Raw genomic sequence first — 25559 nt, 5'->3', positions numbered from 1 at the left:
GAATGGAAGAGTTAATCAAAGCCATTGTGAACCCGCTCATTGACGATCATGAACATGTGGTTATCGAGCATGAGACAGAAGCTGATCAGTCGATCTATGTTCTGACGGTAAACAGGAAGGATATGGGGAAAGTGATCGGTCGGCATGGGCAAGTGGCCGATGCCGTGCGAACAATTGTTGAAGCTGTAGGAAATACCAGAGGTGTCCGAGCGCAATTTCTGGTTAGAGAATAACATGAAAAAGAGAAGGGGTTCGGTTGCCCTTCTCTTTTTTCTCCATATACAAAGGAATGAATTTCAACACCATTTGCGCAAAAACAGGAGGCGGAGTGATGACGGATCAATGGCTTTACGTTGGTAAAATAGTAAACACACAAGGAATCAAGGGTGAGGTGCGTGTAGTCAGCAGTACCGATTTTCCTGAAGAGCGGTACGCAAAAGGAGCCATTTTGTATATGCGCGATATGAAAAGCGGTGCGTACGAACCGCTGAAGGTAAGAACCCATCGCCGGCATAAACAATTTGACTGTTTAACCTTTGAAGGACATAACTCGATTAATGATGTTGAAAAGTATAAAGGAAGCACGCTGTTTATAACAAAAGAACAATTGTCTGAACTTGCACAGGGCGATTTCTATTATCATGAGATCATTGGTTCCAAAGTGGTGACGGACACAGATCGCCTGCTTGGTAAAGTGCGGGAAATTCTGTCTCCGGGCGCGAACGATGTGTGGGTCGTTGACACAGGGAAAAAGGACATTCTGATTCCCTATATCAATGATGTAGTCAAACACGTTGACGTTGCGGAGAAAAAGGTGACCGTACACTTGATTCCGGGGTTGATTGACGATGAAGATTGACATTCTCTCTCTCTTTCCCGAAATGTTCGATGGTGTGCTGAAAAGTTCGATCATGGGCAAGGCCTCTGAGAAAGGCGCAGTCACTTTTAAGGTCACGAATTTTCGATCGTTTACGACAAACAAGCACAATAAAGTTGACGATTATCCGTTTGGCGGAGGTGCGGGGATGGTGTTGATGCCACAACCGCTTTTTGACGCTGTTGAAGCAATGCGTCAAACGCACAGACAAAAACCGCGTATTATTCTTACGTCTCCGCAAGGAAAACCGTTTCAACAGCATGATGCAGAAGATCTTGCAAAAGAAAGCGGTCTTATTTTTATATGCGGTCATTATGAGGGATTTGATGAGCGCATTCCTCAACATTTAGTAACCGATGAATTTTCGATCGGTGATTTTGTGATGACAGGCGGAGAGCTTGCGGCAATGGCTATGATTGACAGCATTGTCCGTCTGCTTCCCGGAGTGCTCGGCAACGAAACGTCAGCAGTTACTGATTCATTTTCCACAGGATTGCTGGAACACCCTCATTATACACGGCCGGCAGATTTCCGTGGCTTGAAAGTTCCGGATATTCTGCTTTCGGGCAATCACGAAAAAATTGCCGAATGGCGCCATCGGGAATCGTTCAGACGCACATATAATCGAAGACCTGATTTACTGAATGGACGAATTTTGACGGATCAGGAATCCCGGTGGCTCACAGAATTTGAACATCAGAAAGAAAAATAATGTAATGCAGCCTGAGAATACTTGCTTATCTGTTTTTAATTATGGTATGATATTTTTTGTGGCAATTGCCAGTGAATACGATGTTCCGCTGCCCTTGTAAAGAAGGTATGAGCATTTGTACGGAAGGAGGCCATTCTAAATGTCCAATATTATCGATGAAATTACAAAAGAACAACTGCGTACGGATATTCCCGATTTCAGACCCGGTGATACGGTGAAAGTACACGTCAAGATTATTGAAGGTTCACACGAACGTGTCCAAGTATTCGAAGGCGTGGTCATTAAACGTCATGGCAGTGGCATCAGTGCTACGTTTACGGTAAGAAAAATTTCTTATGGTGTCGGTGTTGAACGTGCATTCCCTGTGAATTCGCCGAAGATCGACAAAATTGAAGTAGTACGCTATGGCAAGGTACGTCGTGCAAAACTCTATTATCTGCGCGCTTTACGCGGCAAGAAAGCACGTATCAAGAGCAGGTAAAAAAACAGAGTACGCAATTAAATGAACATGGTAATGAAAAGGAGGGGCTTGGGATGACCAGGCCTCTCCTGTTTTTAAGTGAAGGAAGAATATCCGTTATACATACAGTATCCATACAAACAGACAGCACTGACTGGAGGAGTCACGATGACCATTCAATGGTATCCCGGGCATATGGCGAAGGCCAAAAGACAGATGATTGAAAAAATCAGACAGATCGATGTTGTCATTGAACTTGTGGATGGCCGAAGCCCTGCGTCTTCAAGAAATCCACTCGTCGAAGAAATTTCGAGTGGAAAACCGCGTCTATTAGTGATGAACAAAATTGACCTGGCGGATCGACAGGCGACGCAATTATGGAAAAAAAGTTTTGAACAGGAAGGGTTGACTGTCCATCTTGTAAATAGTCAAACGGGTCAAGGAGTAGCCACACTGCCTGCGGCCGTCCACCGATTGACCGCTTCCAGACGAAAAAAGCTGGAGGATAAAGGGTTTCAGCCCCATGCTGACCGTGCGTTGATCTTAGGGATCCCCAATGTAGGCAAGTCGACATTGATTAATCGTCTGGCCGGCAAGAAGATCGCTAAAACGGGAAATCGTCCGGGAGTGACGACGGCACAGCAGTGGATCAAGGTTGGTACGTCTATGGAATTATTGGATACTCCAGGGATACTCTGGCCAAAATTTGATGATTCGCACATTGGTCTGTGTTTAGCTGCGACTGGTGCGATTAAAGAGGAACTGTTTGATTTTCAGGAAATTGCTTTTTTTATTTTGAAGATCATGATTGACCACTATCCGGAAATATTGAGGACCCGGTACGAATTGGATGAGCTGCCCGAATTGAATGGATCTGATAAAGATCAGGAGAAAGTCATTGCCCTGTTCGATGCCATTGGCAGAAAGAGAGGATGCCTGATGGGGGGCGGACGCATTGATTATGAGCGCGTGTCGGAGCTGATTATTCGTGACTACCGTGGGCAGAAATTCGGACCGATGACACTGGAGTGGCCTTCAATGAATTCGTGAAGATTTAAGGAATTATTTGGCCAGCCGATATAGTGTATATAGGGGAAGATCACATGAAACCAATGACCATAGCTGAAATTAGAGAAAAACTGAGCGTTGCTCAAGATCTGTCTGAGAATGAATTGGACAGTTTACAGACCGACACGCGGGTCGGTGTCCAGCGTCTGCTAAAGATATGGGAAAAACGTCAGGATCGGCTTCGGCAATTGAGGAATCAATATCAACAGATGAACGTGTTTGAGGACGACCTTCGATTGTCAGGCAGGAGGCACATTGCGGGAATAGATGAAGCGGGCAGGGGACCGCTCGCGGGCCCGGTCGTTGCAGCCAGTGTGATCCTGAGGCATGATGCGGTTATACCGGGTATCAATGATTCCAAGCAGTTATCATCAGCGAAACGTGACGACCTGTTTGATCGAATCTGTGAGTCTGCGGATGCGTTTGGAATCGGTATTGTATCAGCCAGAGAAATTGATGAGATAAATATTTATCAGGCAGCAAAAAAGGCGATGGTGCTCGCTGTAAAGAAAATGAAGATACAGCCGGATTATTTGCTTATTGATGCGATGGAGCTCCCGCTTGATGTGCAACAAAGGTCATTGATTAAAGGTGATGCACGCAGCAATTCAATTGCAGCAGCCTCCATTCTGGCCAAGGTAACCCGGGATCGTTTGATGCGCCATTTGGATCACGTGTATCCAGGCTACAATTTTGCCGCACATAAAGGCTATGGAACCAAAGCACATCTCGAAGCAATCAGAAAACTGGGCATTTGTCCGGAGCACCGTATGACTTTTGCGCCCCTGAAAACATTGGAGAACGCATAAGGAGGTGATTTCTTGGGATTCCAACCCTACGCGATCAGTCAGAGCCAGTTAATCGGCACCTATGCCCCGGAACAGATTTTGCGAGGAAAGGTACTTGATATTCTGCCAGACAGAACAGCACTTGTCCAGTTAGGCGCAAAGCAAGTGGTTGCAAAAGTTGTCGCGGCAAATCCGCCGTTAAAAGTCGGCCAGGAGTACTTGTTCCAGATTCAGCAGGGTACATTGCCTTTAACGGCTAAACTTGTCGAGCGGAAACAGACGGATCAGCCATTGAAACAATCAATGCTTGATGATGCTTTTCGCGCGCTTCAATTAAAAGAGGATGCTCTCGGCAAACAAATCGTCCAGTCTTTTCTTGATCACGGTGATCCATTATCACGGGAAAACATTCTTAATGCTAAAGTTTTATTAAGAATGAGCAGTGACGTGACTGGTGATCTGCAGACGATCCGCTGGATGGTGAACCGTCAGCTGCCGTTGAATGAACATTTTTTTCATATCGCTCAGACTTTGAAGACTTCTGGCCCGCTCAGCACGCATGCGGATGCGCTCCTCCAATTGATTCAGCAAACCAGGGGCCAAAGTGAATCAGTTGCGCGGCTGAAAGAGATTCTAAGTAAATTTGCCGTACAGAATATGGAATCGGGAATCGAGAAAAACAATGCTTCGAAACCCCAGATGGAGAGTGCCGGGCGAACGGGCGAACTGCTTAAATCATTTATTAATGCCCAGCTTCCGAATCTTGACAAAACCAGCCGGCAACAGATAGCTGATTGGCTGATCGGCGCTCTGCCCTTGAAAGAAGCCACTGAATTGATGAAAAAAATGAATATTGAAAGTTCACCACAGGCTTTGCTTAAAGCGTTTAACAGCTTCGTTCGGGAGCAGAGTGCTGTCAATAATTCCAATGAGGCTCCTTTGTTGTCCAATCGAAATCTGCTGCTTGATCTTTTTAAACAGATTGGTTTCAGCTATGAACATCAAATTGCTGAGGCTTTAAATCAAGGGGCGGATACGGATGAAATGATGAATTCCTTAAAAGGCCGTCTGCTTGCGGTTGTTCAGGATCAGAGTGCGCCCCATGCTTTAAGACACATGGCACAGGAAATGGCGGCAAAGATTACAGGAGAACAGCTGCAATTAGCATCAGCAGATCCTTATGTCGCTCAATTCTCATTGCAGATTCCGGTTCCCTATCAAGACGGATTGACTGAAGTCTCTGTATACTGGGAAGGAAAAAGGCAGAGAAACGGGGCACTTGATCCCAATGCGTGCACGATCTTACTCTGGCTTGAGTTGACACATTTGAAAGAAACATTAGTCAATATACATGTACAAAATCATGCCATAGCCATTACGGTTCAAAACAGCAGTGCGGATCTGCGCGCGCTGCTTGCCAAAAATGAACCGATGCTCAAAGGACGTCTGGAACAAATAGGCTATGAACTGCTCTCTCTTTCGCAATCGGAAAAGATTAACCGGAATCTCAAAAAAAAGGCGACCCAGCCGCTGGCCGAGACAAATTATCGAGTAGATGTGAAGGTGTGACCATGGATTCAGAAAAGAAAAAACAGGCCGTTGCGCTGACCTATATCAATGGTACAGATCAGGCGCCACGTGTTTCCGCAAAGGGAAAAGGAAAAATTGCGGAGCGTATTATTGCCCAGGCAAAACAGCATGATATTCCGATTCAGGAAGATCCGGCACTGGTTTCGATGCTGAGTGAGCTGGATCTGAACCAGATGATCCCGCCGGAGCTTTATCAGACGGTTGCTGAAATTTTTGCCTTCATTTATAATATTGATGAAGAAGCAGGACAATTGCTACGTAAATAGCTTTTTAAGGCCCGCGTATGACACAGATATACACGTCCTAATTTTCTCTTCTTTAACACATTTCACATGATCTTCAATAATTTTTACATTCATTGTTTCCAAATTTATGTTTAACGGGCTAATTGGTGCTTTTTTTAGCACTTGAAAATGAGAGACTCCGTCATTCTTTGCATCGCCAATTAAATAAAATGGAGAGAGGGCGTCTATGGATACATTGACTCATCAGCTCGCGTTTCTTAATCATTGCAGAGGAATCGGGCGAAGAACAGTTTGGCAAATGATTCAGGCTAATCCCCGTTTGTGTGATCTCCACAAGTGTACACGAGCCGAATTGCGCTCAATTTTTCATCTTTCCGAAGCTCAAATCCAGTTATTTATGGAAGATCGCAGTCATATCGATTTAATCAGGCTGCTCGAAGCTTATCAAGCCGAAGAAATTTCTATTATTCCTTTCCATCATCCCAATTATCCATCGTTGTTAAAAAATATTTATGACCCGCCTTACTTGCTCTACACGAAAGGAAATATTGCTTTATTAAACGATAAAAAAATATTGAGCGTCGTCGGGACACGCTATCCAAGTGTCGAGGCAGGAAAAGTTCTGCGGGGCCTCATCGGTCCACTTATTAGCGACGGATGGACGATCATCAGCGGAATGGCGACAGGAATCGATGGAATGGCGCATCGGCTGGCATTACACGGACGGACGATCGCTGTACTTGGTTCAGGATTGTGGCATCCGTATCCGTCTCAAAATCGTCGATTGTTTCAGCAATTATGTGAAGAGCAGCTGGTGATCAGCGAATATCCGCCTTCTGCTCCACCAGAACGTTGGCGATTTCCGGAACGAAACCGTATAATAAGCGGGATGGCATTGGGTACACTGGTTGTTGAGGCCAGGGAACGAAGCGGGTCTTTAATTACTGCCGATCAGGCACTGGAGCAGGGACGTGAAGTTTTTGCAGTGCCAGGATCTATTTTAAACGTAATGAGCGCAGGGACGAATCGATTGATACAGCAAGGTGCTAAACTTGTCTGTGACTGGCAGGACATTGTCCAGGAACTAAACTGGGCATAATATATTGCTGTATTCGGGAAAGTATAAAATTTTTGGAATGATCGTGCGGCTTGCATTAACCTGTTGACATGAAGGAACGATGAATAGAATGTCTACTCAGCGCGCGGAGGTAAACACTTCCTGCGGGAGATACATCTTCTGCAGACAACGGAAGGTTGTCCTTATCAGAGTTTCTGGCGAACGTTTTCTCAGATGATTACAGCTTTCTTAAATGGCAAGTCTCTGAAGATCTGAAGAAAGGAATTCTTTATTTTCTTTCCAGACCTTTCCACAAATCAATGAGCAGGTCCGAATACTGTATTTGTTAATGTTTGACAAAGCAATCATCAATCATTAATATTAGTGAGGATTTGAATATTTACAGAAAGGGGGAGACACAACATGAATGATTATTTGGTCATTGTAGAATCTCCCGCTAAAGCAAAAACAATTAAACGCTATCTCGGTCCCAAGTATGAGGTAAAAGCGTCGATGGGGCATGTGCGCGACCTGCCGAAAAGCCAGATGGGTATCGACATAAACAACCATTTTCAGCCTCGGTATATCACAATTAGAGGGAAAGGCCCTGTGCTGAAGGATTTAAAAAGTGCGGCAAAAAAAGCGAAAAAAGTATATCTTGCAGCCGACCCTGATCGTGAGGGAGAAGCAATTGCATGGCATCTGGCACATAGTCTTGATATTGACGATCATTCATTGTGTCGCGTTGTTTTTAATGAAATTACCAAGCCAGCAATTAAAGCTGCTTTTAAAACACCCCGGAAAATAAATATGGATCTTGTTGATGCGCAGCAGGCGCGACGTGTGCTTGATCGCCTTGTAGGCTACAATATCAGTCCGCTTTTATGGAAAAAAGTTAAAAAGGGTCTGAGTGCGGGCCGTGTCCAGTCAGTAGCTTTACGGATGATTATTGAACGTGAGCGAGAAATCAAAGCATTTGTTCCGGAAGAATACTGGACAATCAGCAGCAAATTTCGCGTCAATGATGAATCATTCGATGCCTTATTTTATGGAGTTGGCGGTAAAAAGCAAACGCTTAAAACAGCGGATGACGTTAAAGCTGTGCTGGAAAAAATTCAGAGTAATCAATTTAATATTCAGAATGTCAGAAAAAAAGAACGGTTAAAAAACCCGGTTATACCATTTACCACCTCTTCACTTCAGCAGGAAGCAGCCAGAAAGCTGAATTTCAGAGCACGAAAGACAATGATGGTTGCTCAGCAGCTTTATGAAGGAATTACACTTGGCAAACAGGGAAGCACTGGATTAATAACATATATGCGAACGGATTCAACGCGTATTTCGGAAGTAGCAAAAACAGAAGCTAAGAGCTTTATTGTTGAAAATTATGGGGAACGTTATTACAATGATAAGCCGCAAAAGACAAAAAAGTCTGAGAATGCGCAGGATGCCCATGAAGGCGTAAGGCCAACTTCTGTATTTCGGCAACCGAAAGATGTTAAAGATTATCTAAACCGGGATCAGTTTAAGCTTTATAAACTCATCTGGGAACGATTTGTCGCAAGTCAGATGGCACCGGCGATTCTGGATACCATACGCGCAGATTTAGAGCAAAATGGCGTAATATTCAGAGCTGCGGGATCGAAGGTCAAATTTCAGGGATTTATGAAAGTATATATTGAAGGAAGCGACGATCAGAAAAAATCGGATGGATCAAAAGAGAGTATGCTTCCCGATCTTAAGGACGGAATGACCGCATTTCAGGAACAACCCGATCCGAAACAGCATTTTACACAGCCGCCGCCTCGATATACAGAGGCAACACTTGTTAAAGCAATGGAGGAAATTGGCATCGGGCGCCCGTCTACCTACGCGCCGACGATAGATACGATTCAAAGGCGTAATTATGTCTCAATGGATGCAAAACGCTTTGTACCAACGGAATTAGGTGAAGTCGTTCTGAATCTGATCGTCGAATTCTTTCCTGAGATCATCAATATCGATTTTACAGCGCAGATGGAAACGGACCTTGATGAAATTGAAGAAGGAAAGCGCAATTGGATCGCACTGATCGACAGTTTTTATAGCGACTTCGCCAAAAGACTGTCCAAAGCTGAAAAAGAGATGCAGTCCGTTTCAATTAAAGATGAACTGGCAGGAATCAAATGTGAAAAATGCGGCCATGAAATGGTCTATAAAATGGGGCGCTTCGGGAAGTTTCTGGCTTGCTCCAATTTTCCTGAATGCCGCAATACGAAACCGATCTTAAAAAAGACAGGTGTGCCATGTCCTAAATGTGGCAAAGGGGAAGTTGTGGAACGACGCAGCAAAAAACACCGGATTTTTTATGGATGTGATCGGTATCCGGAATGTGACTTTGTTTCGTGGGATAAACCGATTCAGCGTATTTGTCCGAAGTGTTCATCCTACCTTGTTGAAAAAAAATCGAAAAATGGAAAAGTCGTTGAGTGTCCTAAATGTGATTACAAAGAAGAACCACAATGATTCACTTGCTGATCAGAAATGAGGAATATTTATGGCAGTACTGAACGTAAATGTAATCGGTGCTGGACTTGCAGGAAGCGAAGCAGCGTGGCAAATTGCCAAACGAGGCCTGCCGGTTACCCTGTATGAAATGAGACCCAAAAAACAAACAGCAGCGCATCATACCGACCAGTTTGCGGAGCTTGTGTGTACCAATTCATTAAGATCGAATAGCATGGCGAATGCGGTTGGTATTCTGAAGGAAGAGATGCGGCGGCTGGATTCACTGATCATGAAAGCAGCGGATACAGCTATATTAAAGTCAGCTTTAATATCCGTGTCTCAAATAAAGACGCAAAAGAAGAACTTGAAAAACGGTCTTTTCAAGTAAAAAATGCAGTGATTTATACGGTTTCTGGCATGGAGCCTGATGATGTACAGGATCAGGAGGGCATTTCGAACCTGGAAAACATGTTGAAAAATAAGATTAACGGTTTTCTTGAAAGCGGAAATGTTGTCCACGTATACACCACAGAAAAAATTGTGCAATGATGAAAAGAAAATGTGGAGGGGGTGATCACAATGGCCGACATACTTTCACAATCCGAGATTGATGCGCTGCTCTCCGCATTGTCAACTGGAGAAATGAATGCAGAAGAATTAAAGGATGAAGAGAAGAAGCAGCGGATTCGCACTTATGATTTTAAACGTGCGCTTCGCTTTTCAAAGGATCAGATCCGAAGTCTGACCCGCATTCATGAAAATTATGCGCGTCTCTTAACCTCATATTTTTCTGCGCAATTAAGAACTTATGTGCAGATATCCGTGGCGTCTGTTGACCAGCTGCCTTATGAGGAATTCATTCGCTCAATCCCGTCTGCAACTGTGTTGAACGTTATTGAAGCACCACCGCTTGAGGGCCACCTGATTATCGAAGTGAATCCGAATATCGCCTATGCGATGCTGGATCGGCTGCTCGGGGGCAACGGTGAAAGCATGAACAAAATTGAAAATCTGACTGAAATCGAGACGGATTTAATGAAAGGATTGTTCGAAGGCGGTCTGCAGGCATTAAAGGATGCCTGGTCTTCTGTTGAACACGAGATCAATCCGACATTGATTGAACTCGAAACGAATCCGCAGTTTCTTCAGCTCGTGTCACCGAATGAAACGGTTATCGTTATCTCACTGTCTGCAATGATCGGCAAATCAAGCGGGATGATCAATCTTTGTCTGCCACATGTCGTTCTGGAACCCGTTATTCCAAAATTATCGATGCATTATTGGATGAACGAGAAAAAGAATGACGTGACTACTGAGGAATACAAAGCGCTGAAGAACAGTGTTGAGCATTCGTATATCAAAGTGATCGCGAATCTTGGAAATTCACAGATTACCATTGGTGAATTATTAAACTTGAGGGCTGGGGACGTCATCAAATTGGACCAGCATTTAGATCAGCCTATTGTCGTAAATATCGACGGTCTCCCTAAATTTTTGGCCCAGCCGGGGAGACGTCAAAAGCAGATTGCTGTCCAAATCATCAAAAATATATCAGAGGAGGATGACGTCGATGAATGACGGACAACTCTCGCAAGAAGAAATTGACGCGCTTCTCGGTAAAAAAACGAACGAAGCAGGAAAACCTCAGCAAGTGAATCATACGCCGGGCGAAGTGCCTGCGAACGTTTCAGATGTTGATCAGGATGTTCTTGGGGAAATTGGAAATATTTCTTTTGGCAGTGCAGCCACTGCGCTTTCAACAATATTGAACAAAAAAGTGGAGATCACGACGCCGAGAGTACATCTTGTCGACCATAGCAAACTTTCTGAAGAATTCCCGGTTCCGCACGTCTCGGTACTTGTGAATTATACACAAGGGTTTCAAGGCTCATGCATGCTTGTTATTAAAACACATGATGCAAGCGTCATTGCTAATTTAATGATGGGCGGAGACGGTACAAAAGCAACGGATCAGATTAATGATATGGAAATGAGTGCGGTCCAGGAAGCGATGAATCAAATGATGGGCTCCTCCTCTACGGCCATGTCGACCGTTTTTAACCGCCGGATTGATATATCCCCGCCGACATTGAGTCTCATGGATGTAAAATCAGAACAGGGCATTGAAAATCTGCCCAAAGATGAGACCATGTTTGAAATATCTTTTCAGCTGAAAATTGGCGATCTGGTGGATTCTCATATTATGCAGCTTGTTCCGATTGACTTCGGCAAACAGCTTGTTTCTCTTCTTATGCAGGAAACCGGCGGACACGTTACTGTAACGGAAGAAGCACGTAAGGATAAACAAGAACAGCACTCCGATGTGCATCATGAGGCAACGGCTGATGCATCAATCCATCATGAAACGGCTGCAGCACTTGCGGCGGATGCACCCGTTCGGGAATCAGAACAGGTACAGCCGCGATCGGACGTTCATCCAGTACAATTTTCTGCTTTTGAAGAAGAGGTGCCTGATCAAAAAAAGATGCCAAGAAATCTGGATTTGCTGATGGATATTCCACTTGATGTCAGCGTTGAACTCGGGCGTACAAAAAAAACGATCAAAGAAGTGCTCGAACTGGGCCCGGGTTCAATTATTGAACTTGACAAGCTGGCAGGTGAAGCCATCGACATTTTAATTAATCACAAATTCATTGCCAAAGGTGAAGTTGTTGTTGTCGATGAGAATTTTGGTATACGCATCACTGAAATACTGGATCAAAAAGAACGTTTAAAAAAATTATAAGTGATGTTCAGCGGAAGGTGCTTTAATCGATCTTACTGTTTGATCGTATCTTTGTTTAACCACTGAATTTGGAGGGATCTACATGGCAGGACGTATACTTGTTGTTGATGACGCAGCTTTTATGCGCATGATGCTGAAGGACATTTTAACGAAAAACGGATATGAAGTTTGCGGTGAAGGTGCAAACGGAAACGAAGCCGTTGCCAAGTATGAAGAATACAAACCGGATTTGGTGACTTTGGATATCACCATGCCGGAATTGGATGGTATTAATGCGCTGAAGAAAATAAAAAGCATTGATCCGAATTGCAGGGTGATCATGTGCTCGGCTATGGGGCAGCAGTCAATGGTTATTGACGCTATTCAAGCAGGCGCAAAGGATTTTATTGTTAAACCTTTTCAGCCTGACCGTGTTATTGAAGCGATAAAAAAAGCGATTGGATGAGTTTCAGTGAAGAAAACAAAATGGCTGAAAATAATAGCTGTGCTGCTTGCTGCCGTGCTTGTTTTCTTCAGTCAAAGCCTTGTCTCCTATGCAGACGATGAGAGTGGTACGGTAAAGGATTGGCTCGAAAATAGTCAGAAGGAACAAAAAGCGCCATCGTCAGATCAATCAAAAAAGGCGGTTTCTTCATCAGATCAAGGAACAAATTTGTTGGTTACATCGGTCAAATTATTTGCTGCCCTTTTGGTTGTTCTGGCCCTGATTTACTTGCTTTATCACTTTGTCATTAAACGTACCGGACGTTTCACGCAGGTCGCTAATTTGAAAAATATGGGTGGCGTTTCACTTGGCGGTAATCGATCTGTTCAGATGATTATGGTTGGCAGCGAGATATTAATCGTGGGCGTCGGTGAAAACGTGCAGTTACTGAAAAACATCAGTGACCCGGAAATCATTGAGTCATTGACAAAAAAATCAGATACACAGGATTTGATTGAAGACAATGTCATGAAAGCTTTCAAATGGACGGCGGATCATGCATTTCGCAGTAAAGGCGCTCAGCCTGTGCCAGGTCAGAAGAAAACGGGTACGGATTTTAGGGAACAGCTGGAATCAGTTAACAGAGAACGTTCAGAGCAGCTTCAGGCACTGATACGGAGGGGCGTGAAAAATGAATAGTATACCGGGAATTCCTGCTGATTTTTTCACGAGTCAGCCTCAAGATGTTGCGACGACACTTCAATTACTTCTCGTTTTAACTGTATTATCGCTGGCGCCGGCCATTCTGGTTCTGATGACCTGTTTCACAAGAATTATTGTTGTCCTTTCATTTGTTCGAACGTCACTTTCAACACAGCAGATGCCTCCGAATCAAGTGTTGATTGGACTTGCTTTGTTTCTGACCTTTTTTGTCATGGCACCTGTATACGGCCAGATCAACAGCCAGGCAGTGCAGCCATATATGGATAAGAAAATCACCCAGGAACAGGCAGTGAACAGGGCACAGATTCCAATTAAAGAATTTATGGCCAAAGAGACGAGAGAAAAAGATCTGCAGTTATTTTTAAATTACGGGAAATACAAACAGCCGAAAAAGATTAGCGATATTCCATTAACCGCTCTGGTTCCTGCCTTTACAATCAGTGAATTAAAGACGGCGTTTCAGATGGGATTTATGATCTTTATTCCCTTTCTCGTGATTGATATGGTTGTTGCAAGTATATTGATGGCGATGGGGATGATGATGCTTCCGCCTGTCATGATCTCACTTCCATTTAAAATTCTGCTCTTTATTATGGTCGATGGCTGGTATCTGATCGTCGAATCCCTGCTTAAGAGCTTTTAGAAAGGTTAGAGCGCCATGAGTTCTGAAATGATTTTATCTATTGCGGATCAAAGTGTCATGGCAGTCTTGATGATCGGCGGTCCTTTGCTCATTATATCGTTGGTAGTCGGATTAATTGTCAGCATTTTCCAGGCAGCAACGCAAATTCAGGAGCAGACGCTGGCATTTATTCCAAAGATTGTTGCTGTACTGTTTGGCCTGATTCTGTTTGGCCCATGGATGTTATCTAAAATGCTGTCGTTTACCCAGAACATATTTGCGAATCTGCCGAACTTCATTCGATAGAAAAGGACTCGAGGAACTTGTCATTAGTTAATGCGCTCCCTTTATTCTTATTAATTCTGGCACGCACAACGAGTTTTATTGTGACCATGCCCATATTTTCTTATCGAACGATACCGGCTCCGGTGAAAATCGGCCTGGCGGCCGTGCTTGCTCTGTTAGTCGATGTGACTTTTCTTAATCGAATGACGGTACCGATTGATGATCGATTTATTTTTCTGATCATTAAAGAAGTGATCGTCGGGCTGATGCTGGGGTTTGTGGCAGGAATCATCACCTATGCGGTGCAGCTTGCAGGTGCGTTTATTGATATGCAGATTGGCTTTGCGATTGCCAACGTAATCAGTCCTGAAAGTGGCATTCCATCGCCGTTGACCGGACAGTTTCTTTACGTATTGCAGATGCTTTTTTTCCTTGGCGTCAATGCGCATCACATGTTAATCAACGGTATCCTCTTTAGCTTTCAGGTAATTCCGGCGAATGAACTGAGTGTTTCATTTTCATCAGGTTCAACCGCTGAATTCGTTGCAAAAGTGACTGCGCAATTGTTTTTGATTGCTGCACAGATTGCCATTCCCATTGTCGGCTGTCTGTTTCTTGTTGATGTTGCCGTAGGACTCATTGCGCGAACTGTTCCGCAAATCAATGTCTTTGTAGTCGGGCTCCCTTTGAAGCTGCTTGCCGGATTTGCTGTGATACTTGTCGTTCTTCCTTCATTTATGGGGCTGTTTCGCATTATTTTTGAGTCGATGACCACTATTTTTTCTGACTTTATGCGGCTATTAGGGAGTTAAGCCAATGAATGATCTGCACTATTCGGTTGACCTGCAGTTTTTTGCGGGTGAAAAAACAGAAAAAGCCACTCCGCATAAACGCGAAGAAAGCAGGAAAAAGGGACAAGTATTTAAAAGTATCGATCTATGTTCCGCAATCAGCATGTTTGCCTTCTTTATCTATCTTCGACTAGCTGGCGGCGGCATCGTGCAGCAATTGACAAAGTTTATGAGCCAGTTTTACGTGATGAATATAAATATGACCGTCTCGGAGCACAATGTCCAAAAAATGTTTGCTGATTTATCACTTCAGTCGATGAAGCTGTTACTTCCTGTATTCATCATTGCGTTAATTGTCGGTATTGCAACACAGGTTTTTCAGGTTGGTTTTCTTTTTCTGCCTGAGCTGCTGCAATTTAAGGGTGAACGGATTAGCCTGCTGAAGGGGTTGAGGCGAACCTACTCATTACGAGCGGTAGTTGAACTGCTCAAGTCTATGCTGAAAATCATATTCATCGGCATCGTCACTTTTGCAATTTTATGGCTTAATCGTCAGGCGATTGCACAGTCGGCAAGTGAACCGGTTACAGAAGGCGTGCGTGTAATGGCCGATATTATGCTGAACATGGGCATTGCCGCATCTGTTGCACTGATTGCCTTATCTTTACTTGATTATCTTTATCAGAAATATGATTACGAAAAGAACATGCGCATGTCGAAGCAGGATATTAAAGATGAGTTCAAAACGATTGAAGGAAATCCGCAAATTAAATCAAAGATTAAGGAACGTCAAAGACAAATGGCGCTCAGCCGCATGATGCAGGAGGTTCCTCATGCAGATGTGGTAATTACAAACCCGACACATTTTGCGGTCGCTCTACAATATGATGATGACAAAATGAGTGCGCCGAAAGTGATTGCAAAAGGTGCGGATCTGATTGCTTTACGTATCAAGGAAATAGCGAAAGAGAATCAAATTATCATTGTTGAAAGAAAGCCGCTCGCCCGTGCGCTTTATCATCAATTGGAGATTGGCGAGAGTATCCCGGAGGAATTTTTTAAGGCCGTTGCCGAGATTTTGGCTTACGTTTATCGATTAAAAGGAAAAGTCTGATCAGAAAGGAGGATGATAATGATGAAAACGAGAGATTATATTGTCATGATTGGCATTGTTCTGATTGTTATGATGCTGATCATTCCGCTGCCCGCTTCTCTGCTGAGTTTTTTAATTATCATGAATATTTCGCTCGCCCTTGTCATCCTTCTTGTCACACTAAATGTGACAGAATCACTGGAATTCTCTGTTTTCCCGTCTTTGCTGCTTATTATGACTTTATTCAGAATTGCCCTGAATGTTTCTACAACGCGTCTGATCCTTACAGAAGGCGATGCGGGACGTGTGATTGAAGCATTCGGGCAATTCGTTGTTGAAGGGAATATTATTGTTGGCTTAGTGGTCTTCCTGATTTTAATCATTGTCCAATTTATCGTGATTACAAAGGGTGCTGAGCGTGTGGCGGAAGTGGCCGCTCGATTTACTTTGGATGCGATGCCCGGGAAGCAAATGAGTATTGATGCAGATATGAACGCAGGCTTGATCAATGATCAGGAAGCAAAGAAACGCAGAGAAAAAATCACTCGTGAAGCAGATTTTTACGGTGCAATGGATGGTGCAAGCAAGTTTGTCAAAGGTGACGCTATTGCCAGTATGATTATTGTTGCGATTAACTTAATCGTAGGAATGATTATCGGTGTACTTCAACAAGGAATGAGTTTTGCTGATGCTGCGCAGAATTTCAGCCTTCTTTCAGTTGGTGACGGCATTGTGAGCCAAATTCCCGCACTGCTCATTTCAACGGCGACAGGCATTATCGTGACGCGCTCGTCATCGGAAAACAATATGGGGAAAGAGGTATCAAGCCAGCTTCTCTCTTACCCGATTCTGCTGATTATTGCTGGCTGTGTCATTTTCGTTCTCGGCTTAACACCGATTGGCCTTCTCCCGACTCTTCCGATGGCTTTGGTTCTCATTATTTCGGGCCTGCTTATTCGCAGAAGGAATCAGGCGAAGGAGAAAGATGTAGCGAAGGAGGAGGACAAGAAAGCGGAAGATACATTTAAGCGTCAGGAAAATGTCATGAATTTACTACATATGGATCCAGTTGAGTTTGAATTCGGTTACGCGCTTGTTCCGCTAGCTGACAGCTCTCAGGGCGGCGACCTTCTGGATCGAATTATCATGATTCGGAGACAGCTTGCACTGGAACTCGGTTTTGTTCTTCCGGTTGTTCGCATACGTGACAATATACAGCTTGAGCCGAACAGTTATCGTATAAAAATCAATGGAAGCGAAGTTGCAAAAGGTGAATTAATGCCAGATCGCTATTTAGCAATGAGTCCTGGAGTGGAGGACGAGTCGATCAAGGGCGTTGAAACGGTTGAGCCCTCCTTTGGTCTGAAGGCGCTTTGGATTGACGAGCAAACGAAAGAGCAGGCTGAATTTGCAGGTTATACCGTAGTTGATCCGCCTTCCGTAGTATCGACGCATTTGACAGAAGTGATGCGCAAGCATGCGTATGAACTGGTGGGCAGACAGGAAACGCAGCAACTTGTCGATCATTTAAAAGAACAGTATCCGGCACTTGTTGAGGCGGTGATTCCTGATCCGCTCTCGGTTGGCGATGTTCAAAAAGTTCTGGTCAATTTACTTAAGGAAGGTTTGTCAATTCGAAACCTGCCGGTTATTTTCGAAACGCTGGCAGACTATGGGCAAATGACGAAAGAAACCGGGCTTTTAACTGAATATGTCCGTCAGGCGCTGTCACGCCAGATTACGGAACAAATGACAAAGCCCGGAGAGACACTCAAGGTATTAACACTCAGTCCCGATCTGGAGCGCAAGATCAGTGACTCGGTACAAAAAACGGAGCATGGCAATTTCCTTGCTATGGATGGAGCGACGACTTCGCTTGTATTGAAGAATCTTTCCTCTCTTGTTGAGAAGTGGACAGATCTGGAGAGTGATCCGGTTATCCTTTGTTCGCCTGCCGTGCGCATGTATGTTCGTCAACTTACGGAACGCTATTTTCCGACAATTCGAGTTCTGTCTTATAATGAGTTGGAATCAAATGTTGAAGTACAAAGCATTGGGGTGCTGAATGCAGCATGAAAATGAAAAAAATCATTGCGCCAACTATGGCAATGGCGATTGAGAAAGTGAAGCAAGAACTCGGTAATGATGCGGTTATTTTTCATACAAAAAAAGTGACGACCGGACGTTTCTTTAACTTTCTTAAAAAAGAGCAGGTCGAAGTGCTGGCAGCCAGCGATTCGGAGACTAGTGCACCATTAAATAAAACGCGCCAAAAATCCGATGAACTAGTTAAGGAGCCTGTGCAGATTGATCATCCAGTAAACAATGCGGATATGCCGTTTCGACATGTTTATGAAAAGGTGGACAGGCTTGTTTCGCCTCCGCATGTGATCGAAGAAATTCAAGAACAGCTTTTGGATCAGGGGCTGGCGAGACAGGAAGTCGGCTTTTTAATCCGCAATCTGGTAAAGAAATGGTTTCAGAGTGATGAACAGATGACACGGAATGAAATGATGCATGTGCTCAGGGAGCAATTGATTCAGGCTCTCGATCCCGCACGTTTCCAGGGAAACATGTTCAGTGATAAGTACGTGATGCTTGCCGGACCGACCGGAGTCGGCAAGACTACGACACTGGCCAAACTGGCGGGGAGAACCGTATTGGATGAAGGAAAGAAAATAGCGTTCATTACGACGGACACCTATCGAATCGCCGCAATCGATCAGTTAAGAATGTATGCGGATATTCTCAGCGCGCCAATCGAAACTGCATATACAGCACGCGATTTTCAGGAACTGTTAAAAAAATTTGAGCATTATGATCATGTGTTCATTGATACGGCAGGCCGAAATTTTCAAAACGGTGAATACATTAATGATTTGGTCCATTTAATCAGTCAGGACAAACGGATCGGAATCTATCTTGTGTTATCCGCTACATCAAAATTTGAGGATATGGATTCACTGATTCAGCAGTTTGAATCGCTGCATATTAAGCGGCTGATTCTCTCAAAAGTTGATGAAACATTGTCTTATGGCGCGGTTATCAGCATTCTTTTGAAATACAGGCAATATAACGTTGCATACATAACGAATGGGCAGGATGTCCCAGATGATTTATCCGTACCCAATCTTAGAGAACTGATTAACTTGTTGATAGGTGATATAAATGGAAAGGGATCAGGCTGAACAACTGAGAATACGCATTGAACGTAAAAAGGATGTTGCAAAACAAGCGCAGGTTATCGGCATTGCCAGTGGCAAGGGAGGCGTTGGGAAATCTGCGTTCTGTGTGAATTTTTCTCTGGCGCTCGGGGAATTGGGCAAAAAAGTATTGATTATCGATCTTGATGTCGGTATGGGTAATATTGAGCAGCTTTTCGGAATGCATGCAACCGAACATATTGCAGATGCCTTAAAAAATCAGTTCAGCTTCCGAGAGATCAAAACGGAGGTATCACCAAATCTTTCTTTTATTGCAGGCGGTACGGGTTTATCAAAACAGTTTCGGCTTGATGACCGTAGTCTGCATGTATTCTTAACACAGCTTGATTCTGTCAAATCTGAATTTGATTTTATATTGTTTGATTTTGGTGCAGGTGCATCTGAAGATATGCTGCATTTTATGCTTGCAATGAATCGTTTAATCCTGATTACAACACCCGACCCTACGGCGATTTCGGACAGCTACTCCTTAATGAAACTAGTGTATACAATGAAACGGGATCTGGAAATTTCATGTGTCGTGAATCAAACGTTCAATCGCCGTGAAGGTACGGATGCATGGCAGCGCCTGTCTCTGGTTGCTGAAAAATTTCTGGGTGCTTCACCTTCATGGCTGGCTTCGTTACCCAGGGATCAGAATTTGGTGATGTCGGTTCGAAAGCAGAGACCATGTATGCTTTATTCGCCAAAGGCAACGTATTGTATGACGATGCGATTCCTTGTACGTGCCTTCATCGTTCAGTGCGGACAACAGCTTAAAGCGAAAGAAAATATGTCTTTTTCGGATAAAGTCAAAAAATATTTGCATTTGATCAGGAGGAACAAAAAATGAATCCGATCAAGGTACTTGTTGTTGATGATTCTGCCTTTATGCGACAGACCATAAAAGCGATGATTGAAGAAGATCCGATGCTGCAGGTCATTGCCACTGCACGTGATGGCAAAGATGCCATAGACAAGCTGCTCCGTTTTCAACCGGATGTTGTCACACTGGACATCATTTTGCCCGGTGATCAAGACGGTCTGGATGTATTGCATGAAATCATGAAGTTGCAGCCAACGCCGACAATTATGGTCAGCGGAGCATCGGATGAGAATGCAAACTATGTCATTGAGGCAATCAGCAGCGGTGCCTTTGACTTTATTTTCAAACCATCGGGTAAGCTTCATAACGTAGCAGAGATTGAACATGAATTGCAGCAGAAAATCAAGCAGGCCGTGATATCAAAGCGGCGGCCGGTTAATGAGAAAGAAATTTTTAAGAAGCATGATTGGCAGAGTCCGGCACAACATAAGGTGTCACAGAATGATTCAAAGACCTGTAAGCCAATCATCCTGATCGGGACTTCCACCGGTGGCCCCAAGGCATTGCAATCCGTTGTCCCGAGTCTCAGCAGTCAGTTACCAGCACCAATTTTGATAGTACAACATATGCCACCACGATTTACAAGGTCTCTGGCCGAGAGGCTTAACCGAATGTCGGAAATAACCGTAACAGAGGCAGTGGATGGCGAGCTTCTCATGAACGGGCGAGGCTACGTTGCTCCGGGAGGAAGACATTTGTGTGTCGAAGAGGATGCACAAAAGAAATTAATTGTTCGACTGAGCGATGCGCCCCCGGTTAATGCGGTCCGGCCGTCGATTGATGTTACTTTGCAATCGCTTGCCGCACTGCATGATTATTGTTATATCATCTCAATATTAACAGGAATGGGAAAAGACGGAGCCAAAGGAGTGGGTGCCTTGTATGATACCGGGCAGCCCGTACATGTCATTGCAGAATCCGAAGAAACATGCACCGTTTTTGGCATGCCCAAAGCAGTTATTGAAACTGGTTACGTGAATGAAGTTCAGCCATTGGATCAAGTCGCTAAGGCAGTCTGCAGTCAATTTGGATTACGGGGAGATGAGTGACCATGGATATGAGTCAATATCTGGGTGTATTCCTTGATGAAGCGCGTGAACATCTACAGAATTTAAATGATAAGCTAATGATTTTAGAAGAGAACGCAGATGACCCAGAACTGATTAACAGTATTTTCAGATCTGCTCACACTTTAAAGGGCAGTTCCGGGCAGATGGGCTTTCAGAATATGATGGAATTAACGCATATTATGGAGAATGTATTCGATGCCCTCCGCCACCATACGATCCAAGTCAATTCAGAGATGATTGATGTCCTCTTTGAAGGGCTGGATCATCTTGAAGGCATGGCCGATCAAATTGAACAGAATGGCAATGATGCATCTGATGTTTCGGATACGAAAAAGAAACTTCAGGCAATCACTTCAGGCAAACAGTCGACACAGAATGATGATCCGTCCAAAAAACAGCAGGAGACAAAGGATCAGCTGCCTCAACGTGACCAGCAAGTTAAACTGACGGACTATGAGAAACTATTTGCTGAACAGGCGGCGGATCAGAACCTTACCGCTTATGAAGTAACGGTTGATCTGAATAAAGATTGCGTACTTAAAGCGGCAAGAGCATTAATGGTTTCTAACGCTCTGGAAGAGTTGGGAACCATTATTGGCACAAGACCGGCCACAGAAGAGATTGAGAAGGAAGCATTTAATCAGAGGCTCATATTTATTGTTGCATCAACTTCCGAAGCGGAACAGATTCAAGAGACGATTAATAGTATTTCTGAAATTGCCAATGTCAAAGTAACGCACATTCACAGTTTAGAAGACAGAGCATCATCTGAACAGAGCCAACCGGCACGGGAAGATGGTACAAGCCAGCAGGATAAGTCAGGAAAACAGAGCAAAAAGGCGGAGGCACATCGTCCTGTCGTTGTCGCTAAAACGATCCGCGTGAACCTTAACCGTATTGATCAATTATTGAATCTTTTTGAAGAATTGATCATCGACCGTGGACGTCTGGAAAAAATTGCTTCAGAAATTGGCAATGCAACTTTGAATGACACCGTAAGCACAATCAAGCGTGTTTCAAACCAGCTTCAGGAAACGATTCTGAATCTGCGTATGGAACCAATTGAACAAGTGTTCAACCGCTTCCCGCGATTAGTGCGAAATTTAGCCAAAGAACTGAATAAAAAAGTAAACTTTGTCGTTAAGGGATCTGAAACTGAGCTTGACCGCACCGTCATTGAGGAACTGGGAGACCCGATCATGCATATGATTCGAAATTCAATGGACCATGGCATTGAACATCCTGATGTGCGCAAAGAAAAGGGGAAAGATCCTCAAGGAACGCTGACATTGGCCGCTTATTACAGCGGCAATCATGTTTTCGTTGAAATTGAAGATGACGGGGCGGGCATTAATCGCGAAAAAGTGCTTGCCAAAGCTGTTGAGAAGAAAATTGTTCCTGAGGAATCAGCAAGTGAATTGAGTGACAAAGAAGTATATCACCTGCTGTTTGCTTCAGGATTCAGTACGGCGGATAAAATATCGGATATTTCCGGCCGAGGTGTGGGGCTTGATGTTGTTGAAAGCAAAATTCATTCCCTTAGCGGATCTGTGGAAGTGGATTCCGCACCAGGGAAGGGAACAAAGTTTACGGTGAAACTGCCACTTACACTATCGATTATTAATGCACTCCTCGTGCAGTGCGGTGATGAAATTTATGCCATACCGATCACATCGATTGCAGAGACTGCGCTTAAACGGCATGTTAAAATGATGAACATTCATGAACAAACCGTTGCACAGTATCATGAACAGATTGTTCCCATTATTGATCTTGGCGATTATCTCTCAGTTCCCGGGTACGCTGATCATGAAGAGCGGGGGCATTCAGTCGTTATTGTCCATCATGGAAGTAAATACGCCGCATTAATCGTTGATCACTTGATCGGTTATCAGGATATTGTTGTCAAGCCTCTTGGAAACTATTTAAAAAATGTCTCCGGATTTTCCGGTGCGACGATACTTGGAGACGGTAACGTTGCATTAATTATTGACTGTCAAACAGTGATGAAAAACCAGACAATCCCATCTCGAAAGGAAAATATTTGAGGAGGCGTGACCCATGGCGGAACATGAAAACAGTATAAAGGTCATTTTATTTGAAATGAACAACGAAACTTATGGAGTGCCCGTTGATCAGGTTCTATCAATTGAAAAGGTTGATGCGATTACAAGACTTCCAAATGCTGCCTCGTTTGTTAAAGGTGTAATGAATCTTCGCGGCTTAATTATTCCGGTTGTGGACGTTCGGGACCGTTTGCAAATGGGAAAATCTGAAATTACAGAAGAGAGCCGGATCATTGTTGTGGATACTGACGAGATGAAAGTCGGGCTTCTTGTGGACTTGTCAAAAGAAGTGACGGACATTCAGGAATCAAGCATTGAACCGGCACCTGCGATGGTTGGCGGACCATCGGCCGGTTATTTAAAAGGTGTGGTTCAGATTGATGAAAACAAGCTGCTTCTGCTTCTGAATCTTGACCGAGTCCTCAGCCATGAAGATGTCGATGACTTGCGAAGTCTTGAGGTATAAAAGATGTATAGGATAAGTGATTTGCAGCCGCAGCATCTTGATCTGCTTAAAGAGTCGGGAAATATTGGCGCAGCGCATGCAGCTTCAGCGTTATCCATGTTATTGAACAAACCGATTGATATGGAGATTCCATCGGTGCGTGTATTGCCAATCGCGGAAGCAATGGGTGCTGATGCGGAAAATAATGTTGCAGCATCGTTTATACAGGTTGATGGAGGCCTGCATGGACTCTTTTTCATGATGTTTGACATCCATCAGGCTAATGCTCTGATCAGTGAGCTGGTTCCAGACGGCAATGTACTGGATAACGGGATGGGCAACTCTGCTTTCTGTGAAATCAGCAATATTTTATGTGGATCATATTTGTCTGCACTCGCTGGTTTTCTCGGTATTTCTTTGACACAATCTCCGCCGAACTATGCAGTGGATATGGAAGGGGCAATTTTAAGTGAAGGGTTGATTGAACTGTCTTTTTATGATGACTCAGCACTGATTATCGATGCTGTATTATCAGACCGTGAAAAGGGAGACAAGCTGAACGGTGAATTTCTGTTTCTGCCATTTCCTGATTCACTTGATGTCTTCTTTGATAAAGCGGAAGGGAAGTCGTTTCCTTGATCCATGTCGGACTTTCTGAGATAAAATTTGCCCTCAATCCGGAAACATTAAAAACGCTTGGACTCGGATCATGCGTCGGCGTTGTCATTTATCATGAAGAGAGTAAAATTGCGGGAATGGCCCACGTGATGCTTCCTGATTCGGAACTTGCCAGAGTTTCAAGTTATCCGCTTGGAAAATATGCCGATACAGCAATTCCTGCTTTGATAAAAAAACTGACTGAAGATTTCCGTTGTTCGCGTCTCCAGCTTAAAGCCAAAATAGCAGGTGGTGCAGAAATGTTTAAGACAACACGGGCGCATCTCGTACCAAGTATCGGTAAAAGAAACGTTTATGCAGTGAAAGCGCAGCTAGCTGCTTTTCAAATTCCGCTTGTCTCCGAAGATACGGGTGCCGATTATGGACGCACCATTGAATTTTTTACTGCTACATGTGAATTGGCGATTCATGCTATATTTAAAGGGAGCGCAGTTATATAAAGGTCAAGAAGGAGGGGAAGGCAATTGGGCAAATCAGAACATTTGGAATCAAAGTATTGGGATCGCTGGATTCAGAACCGTGATCCAGAAGCTGCAAATTGTCTTCTTGAAATCTATCTGCCCCTTGTTCAATATCATGTTCAGCGTATCAGCTCAGGACTGCCGAGAAATATTGACCGCGGCGAGCTGCAGAGTTTTGGGATGCTCGGTCTCTATGACGCATTAGAAAAATTTGATCCGCACAGAGATTTAAAATTTGATACATATGCATCTTTTCGGGTACGTGGTGCTATTTTAGATGGATTGCGCAAAGAAGATTGGATGCCGCGATCGACGCGCGAAAAAAGCAAAAAAATCGAGAAGGCCGCTGAACAGATCGAACATCAAAAAATGCGGACTGCAACACTTGAAGAAGTTGCGGATGCTTGCGGGATGCAGCCGGAAGAAGTGTCACAGGTACTGTCAGAGAGTCTGCTTTCCAATCTCCTTTCACTTGATGACAGTTCCTCAGGAAAGGGAGCAGAATTCTCTTCCTCGGCAATTGAAGATATTCAGGCTGTACAGCCTGAAAAGAAGCTGATTGATGAAGAAAACCGTGAACAGCTGGCGAGAGAAATTGATAAACTGAACGAAAAAGAACGCCTGGTTGTTTCACTTTTCTATTTCGAAGAGCTTACATTGACGGAAATCGGTCAAATTTTAAATTTATCAACATCACGCATTTCTCAGATCCACAGCAAGGCACTTTTTAAACTGAGACAGTATCTCAGTTCAAATGAAACAATATCTACATAAGTTAAAGA

Annotated in this window: 28 protein-coding genes and 1 pseudogene; all 29 read left to right on the top strand. The window is 44.0% G+C overall.

Translation table 11 applies throughout. From position 1 onward, the window contains the following. The first annotated feature begins 2 nt into the window (after positions 1-2). Positions 3-233, top strand: coding sequence for a KH domain-containing protein (locus M3N64_RS02880; protein WP_249097189.1), 231 nt, complete (start codon positions 3-5; stop codon positions 231-233). Between the two features lie 98 nt (positions 234-331). Continuing rightward, the gene (gene rimM / locus M3N64_RS02875; RefSeq protein ID WP_249097188.1) at positions 332-859 is read left to right on the top strand and encodes a ribosome maturation factor RimM; all 528 of its coding nucleotides are present in this window, start codon (positions 332-334) and stop codon (positions 857-859) included. Then, on the top strand, positions 849-1589 hold the full coding sequence (gene trmD / locus M3N64_RS02870; RefSeq protein ID WP_249097181.1) for a tRNA (guanosine(37)-N1)-methyltransferase TrmD: 741 nt from the start codon (positions 849-851) through the stop codon (positions 1587-1589). The genes rimM and trmD overlap by 11 nt, the downstream gene beginning before the upstream one ends. A gap of 139 nt (positions 1590-1728) precedes the next feature. Continuing rightward, complete coding sequence (gene rplS / locus M3N64_RS02865; protein ID WP_249097179.1) at positions 1729-2070, top strand: 50S ribosomal protein L19; 342 nt, start codon at positions 1729-1731, stop codon at positions 2068-2070. Between the two features lie 147 nt (positions 2071-2217). Next, positions 2218-3099, top strand: a complete 882-nt coding sequence (gene ylqF / locus M3N64_RS02860) for a ribosome biogenesis GTPase YlqF (RefSeq protein ID WP_249097177.1) — start codon at positions 2218-2220, stop codon at positions 3097-3099. A gap of 53 nt (positions 3100-3152) precedes the next feature. Then, entirely contained in the window at positions 3153-3926 is a 774-nt protein-coding gene (gene rnhB / locus M3N64_RS02855) for a ribonuclease HII (RefSeq protein WP_249097170.1), read from the top strand. A 12-nt stretch (positions 3927-3938) separates the two neighbouring features. After that, on the top strand, positions 3939-5474 hold the full coding sequence (locus M3N64_RS02850) for a hypothetical protein (RefSeq protein ID WP_249097168.1): 1536 nt from the start codon (positions 3939-3941) through the stop codon (positions 5472-5474). A 2-nt stretch (positions 5475-5476) separates the two neighbouring features. After that, a complete protein-coding gene (locus tag M3N64_RS02845; RefSeq protein ID WP_249097166.1) occupies positions 5477-5761 on the top strand; it encodes an EscU/YscU/HrcU family type III secretion system export apparatus switch protein in 285 nt (94 codons plus the stop codon). A gap of 205 nt (positions 5762-5966) precedes the next feature. Next, complete coding sequence (dprA, locus tag M3N64_RS02840; protein WP_249097164.1) at positions 5967-6839, top strand: DNA-processing protein DprA; 873 nt, start codon at positions 5967-5969, stop codon at positions 6837-6839. Positions 6840-7220: 381 nt separating this feature from the next. Next, complete coding sequence (gene topA / locus M3N64_RS02835) at positions 7221-9302, top strand: type I DNA topoisomerase (protein ID WP_249097162.1); 2082 nt, start codon at positions 7221-7223, stop codon at positions 9300-9302. Between the two features lie 31 nt (positions 9303-9333). After that, positions 9334-9591: pseudogene (locus M3N64_RS02830) on the top strand (FAD-dependent oxidoreductase); the annotation flags it as partial. Between the two features lie 5 nt (positions 9592-9596). Further along, positions 9597-9833: a flagellar basal body-associated FliL family protein gene (locus M3N64_RS02825; protein ID WP_368389890.1), complete on the top strand. Its 237-nt coding sequence runs from the start codon at positions 9597-9599 to the stop codon at positions 9831-9833. A gap of 30 nt (positions 9834-9863) precedes the next feature. Beyond that, the gene (gene fliM, locus M3N64_RS02820; RefSeq protein WP_249097155.1) at positions 9864-10862 is read left to right on the top strand and encodes a flagellar motor switch protein FliM; all 999 of its coding nucleotides are present in this window, start codon (positions 9864-9866) and stop codon (positions 10860-10862) included. After that, positions 10855-12030, top strand: a complete 1176-nt coding sequence (gene fliY, locus M3N64_RS02815) for a flagellar motor switch phosphatase FliY (RefSeq protein WP_249097153.1) — start codon at positions 10855-10857, stop codon at positions 12028-12030. Before fliM ends, fliY begins: the two co-directional genes overlap by 8 nt. Before the next feature lie 82 nt (positions 12031-12112). Then, on the top strand, positions 12113-12475 hold the full coding sequence (locus tag M3N64_RS02810) for a response regulator (RefSeq protein WP_249097146.1): 363 nt from the start codon (positions 12113-12115) through the stop codon (positions 12473-12475). 6 nt (positions 12476-12481) lie between these two features. Next, on the top strand, positions 12482-13153 hold the full coding sequence (locus tag M3N64_RS14165) for a flagellar biosynthetic protein FliO (protein ID WP_249097142.1): 672 nt from the start codon (positions 12482-12484) through the stop codon (positions 13151-13153). Then, a complete protein-coding gene (gene fliP / locus M3N64_RS02800) occupies positions 13146-13820 on the top strand; it encodes a flagellar type III secretion system pore protein FliP (protein WP_249097140.1) in 675 nt (224 codons plus the stop codon). The genes M3N64_RS14165 and fliP overlap by 8 nt, the downstream gene beginning before the upstream one ends. Positions 13821-13835: 15 nt before the next feature. After that, the gene (gene fliQ / locus M3N64_RS02795) at positions 13836-14105 is read left to right on the top strand and encodes a flagellar biosynthesis protein FliQ (protein ID WP_249097134.1); all 270 of its coding nucleotides are present in this window, start codon (positions 13836-13838) and stop codon (positions 14103-14105) included. A 17-nt stretch (positions 14106-14122) separates the two neighbouring features. Beyond that, positions 14123-14896, top strand: a complete 774-nt coding sequence (gene fliR, locus M3N64_RS02790; RefSeq protein WP_249097132.1) for a flagellar biosynthetic protein FliR — start codon at positions 14123-14125, stop codon at positions 14894-14896. 4 nt (positions 14897-14900) lie between these two features. Beyond that, the gene (gene flhB, locus M3N64_RS02785; RefSeq protein WP_249097130.1) at positions 14901-15989 is read left to right on the top strand and encodes a flagellar biosynthesis protein FlhB; all 1089 of its coding nucleotides are present in this window, start codon (positions 14901-14903) and stop codon (positions 15987-15989) included. A gap of 21 nt (positions 15990-16010) precedes the next feature. Continuing rightward, entirely contained in the window at positions 16011-18044 is a 2034-nt protein-coding gene (gene flhA / locus M3N64_RS02780) for a flagellar biosynthesis protein FlhA (protein WP_249098542.1), read from the top strand. Next, positions 18041-19156, top strand: a complete 1116-nt coding sequence (locus M3N64_RS02775) for a flagellar biosynthesis protein FlhF (RefSeq protein WP_249097122.1) — start codon at positions 18041-18043, stop codon at positions 19154-19156. The genes flhA and M3N64_RS02775 overlap by 4 nt, the downstream gene beginning before the upstream one ends. Continuing rightward, positions 19137-20024, top strand: coding sequence for an AAA family ATPase (locus tag M3N64_RS02770; RefSeq protein ID WP_249097121.1), 888 nt, complete (start codon positions 19137-19139; stop codon positions 20022-20024). The genes M3N64_RS02775 and M3N64_RS02770 overlap by 20 nt, the downstream gene beginning before the upstream one ends. After that, positions 20021-21106: a protein-glutamate methylesterase/protein-glutamine glutaminase gene (locus M3N64_RS02765; protein ID WP_249097120.1), complete on the top strand. Its 1086-nt coding sequence runs from the start codon at positions 20021-20023 to the stop codon at positions 21104-21106. The genes M3N64_RS02770 and M3N64_RS02765 overlap by 4 nt, the downstream gene beginning before the upstream one ends. 2 nt (positions 21107-21108) lie before the next feature. Then, the gene (locus tag M3N64_RS02760; protein ID WP_249097118.1) at positions 21109-23175 is read left to right on the top strand and encodes a chemotaxis protein CheA; all 2067 of its coding nucleotides are present in this window, start codon (positions 21109-21111) and stop codon (positions 23173-23175) included. 13 nt (positions 23176-23188) lie between these two features. After that, positions 23189-23659: a chemotaxis protein CheW gene (locus M3N64_RS02755; protein ID WP_249097115.1), complete on the top strand. Its 471-nt coding sequence runs from the start codon at positions 23189-23191 to the stop codon at positions 23657-23659. A gap of 3 nt (positions 23660-23662) precedes the next feature. Beyond that, on the top strand, positions 23663-24277 hold the full coding sequence (locus tag M3N64_RS02750) for a chemotaxis protein CheC (protein WP_249097114.1): 615 nt from the start codon (positions 23663-23665) through the stop codon (positions 24275-24277). After that, complete coding sequence (locus M3N64_RS02745; protein WP_249097113.1) at positions 24274-24756, top strand: chemotaxis protein CheD; 483 nt, start codon at positions 24274-24276, stop codon at positions 24754-24756. Before M3N64_RS02750 ends, M3N64_RS02745 begins: the two co-directional genes overlap by 4 nt. 24 nt (positions 24757-24780) lie before the next feature. Next, entirely contained in the window at positions 24781-25551 is a 771-nt protein-coding gene (locus tag M3N64_RS02740) for a FliA/WhiG family RNA polymerase sigma factor (protein ID WP_249097112.1), read from the top strand. Positions 25552-25559 lie beyond the last annotated feature (8 nt).

The sequence above is a fragment of the Sporolactobacillus mangiferae genome, assembly GCF_023336505.1.
In the GTDB taxonomy this organism is placed as follows: Bacteria; Bacillota; Bacilli; order Bacillales; family Sporolactobacillaceae; genus Sporolactobacillus; species Sporolactobacillus mangiferae.
This window is presented reverse-complemented; position numbering and strand designations above follow the sequence as displayed.

Excerpts from the sequence above, each read along its gene's own strand:
- M3N64_RS02880 (WP_249097189.1), top strand. The coding sequence starts at position 3 with ATGGAAGAGTTAATCAAAGCCATTGTGAACCCGCTCATTGACGATCAT.
- rimM (WP_249097188.1), top strand. The coding sequence starts at position 332 with ATGACGGATCAATGGCTTTACGTTGGTAAAATAGTAAACACACAAGGA.
- trmD (WP_249097181.1), top strand. The coding sequence starts at position 849 with ATGAAGATTGACATTCTCTCTCTCTTTCCCGAAATGTTCGATGGTGTG.
- rplS (WP_249097179.1), top strand. The coding sequence starts at position 1,729 with ATGTCCAATATTATCGATGAAATTACAAAAGAACAACTGCGTACGGAT.
- ylqF (WP_249097177.1), top strand. The coding sequence starts at position 2,218 with ATGACCATTCAATGGTATCCCGGGCATATGGCGAAGGCCAAAAGACAG.
- rnhB (WP_249097170.1), top strand. The coding sequence starts at position 3,153 with ATGAAACCAATGACCATAGCTGAAATTAGAGAAAAACTGAGCGTTGCT.
- M3N64_RS02845 (WP_249097166.1), top strand. The coding sequence starts at position 5,477 with ATGGATTCAGAAAAGAAAAAACAGGCCGTTGCGCTGACCTATATCAAT.
- dprA (WP_249097164.1), top strand. The coding sequence starts at position 5,967 with ATGGATACATTGACTCATCAGCTCGCGTTTCTTAATCATTGCAGAGGA.
- topA (WP_249097162.1), top strand. The coding sequence starts at position 7,221 with ATGAATGATTATTTGGTCATTGTAGAATCTCCCGCTAAAGCAAAAACA.
- fliM (WP_249097155.1), top strand. The coding sequence starts at position 9,864 with ATGGCCGACATACTTTCACAATCCGAGATTGATGCGCTGCTCTCCGCA.
- fliY (WP_249097153.1), top strand. The coding sequence starts at position 10,855 with ATGAATGACGGACAACTCTCGCAAGAAGAAATTGACGCGCTTCTCGGT.
- M3N64_RS02810 (WP_249097146.1), top strand. The coding sequence starts at position 12,113 with ATGGCAGGACGTATACTTGTTGTTGATGACGCAGCTTTTATGCGCATG.
- fliP (WP_249097140.1), top strand. The coding sequence starts at position 13,146 with ATGAATAGTATACCGGGAATTCCTGCTGATTTTTTCACGAGTCAGCCT.
- fliQ (WP_249097134.1), top strand. The coding sequence starts at position 13,836 with ATGAGTTCTGAAATGATTTTATCTATTGCGGATCAAAGTGTCATGGCA.
- flhB (WP_249097130.1), top strand. The coding sequence starts at position 14,901 with ATGAATGATCTGCACTATTCGGTTGACCTGCAGTTTTTTGCGGGTGAA.
- flhA (WP_249098542.1), top strand. The coding sequence starts at position 16,011 with ATGAAAACGAGAGATTATATTGTCATGATTGGCATTGTTCTGATTGTT.
- M3N64_RS02775 (WP_249097122.1), top strand. The coding sequence starts at position 18,041 with ATGAAAATGAAAAAAATCATTGCGCCAACTATGGCAATGGCGATTGAG.
- M3N64_RS02770 (WP_249097121.1), top strand. The coding sequence starts at position 19,137 with ATGGAAAGGGATCAGGCTGAACAACTGAGAATACGCATTGAACGTAAA.
- M3N64_RS02765 (WP_249097120.1), top strand. The coding sequence starts at position 20,021 with ATGAATCCGATCAAGGTACTTGTTGTTGATGATTCTGCCTTTATGCGA.
- M3N64_RS02760 (WP_249097118.1), top strand. The coding sequence starts at position 21,109 with ATGGATATGAGTCAATATCTGGGTGTATTCCTTGATGAAGCGCGTGAA.
- M3N64_RS02755 (WP_249097115.1), top strand. The coding sequence starts at position 23,189 with ATGGCGGAACATGAAAACAGTATAAAGGTCATTTTATTTGAAATGAAC.
- M3N64_RS02750 (WP_249097114.1), top strand. The coding sequence starts at position 23,663 with ATGTATAGGATAAGTGATTTGCAGCCGCAGCATCTTGATCTGCTTAAA.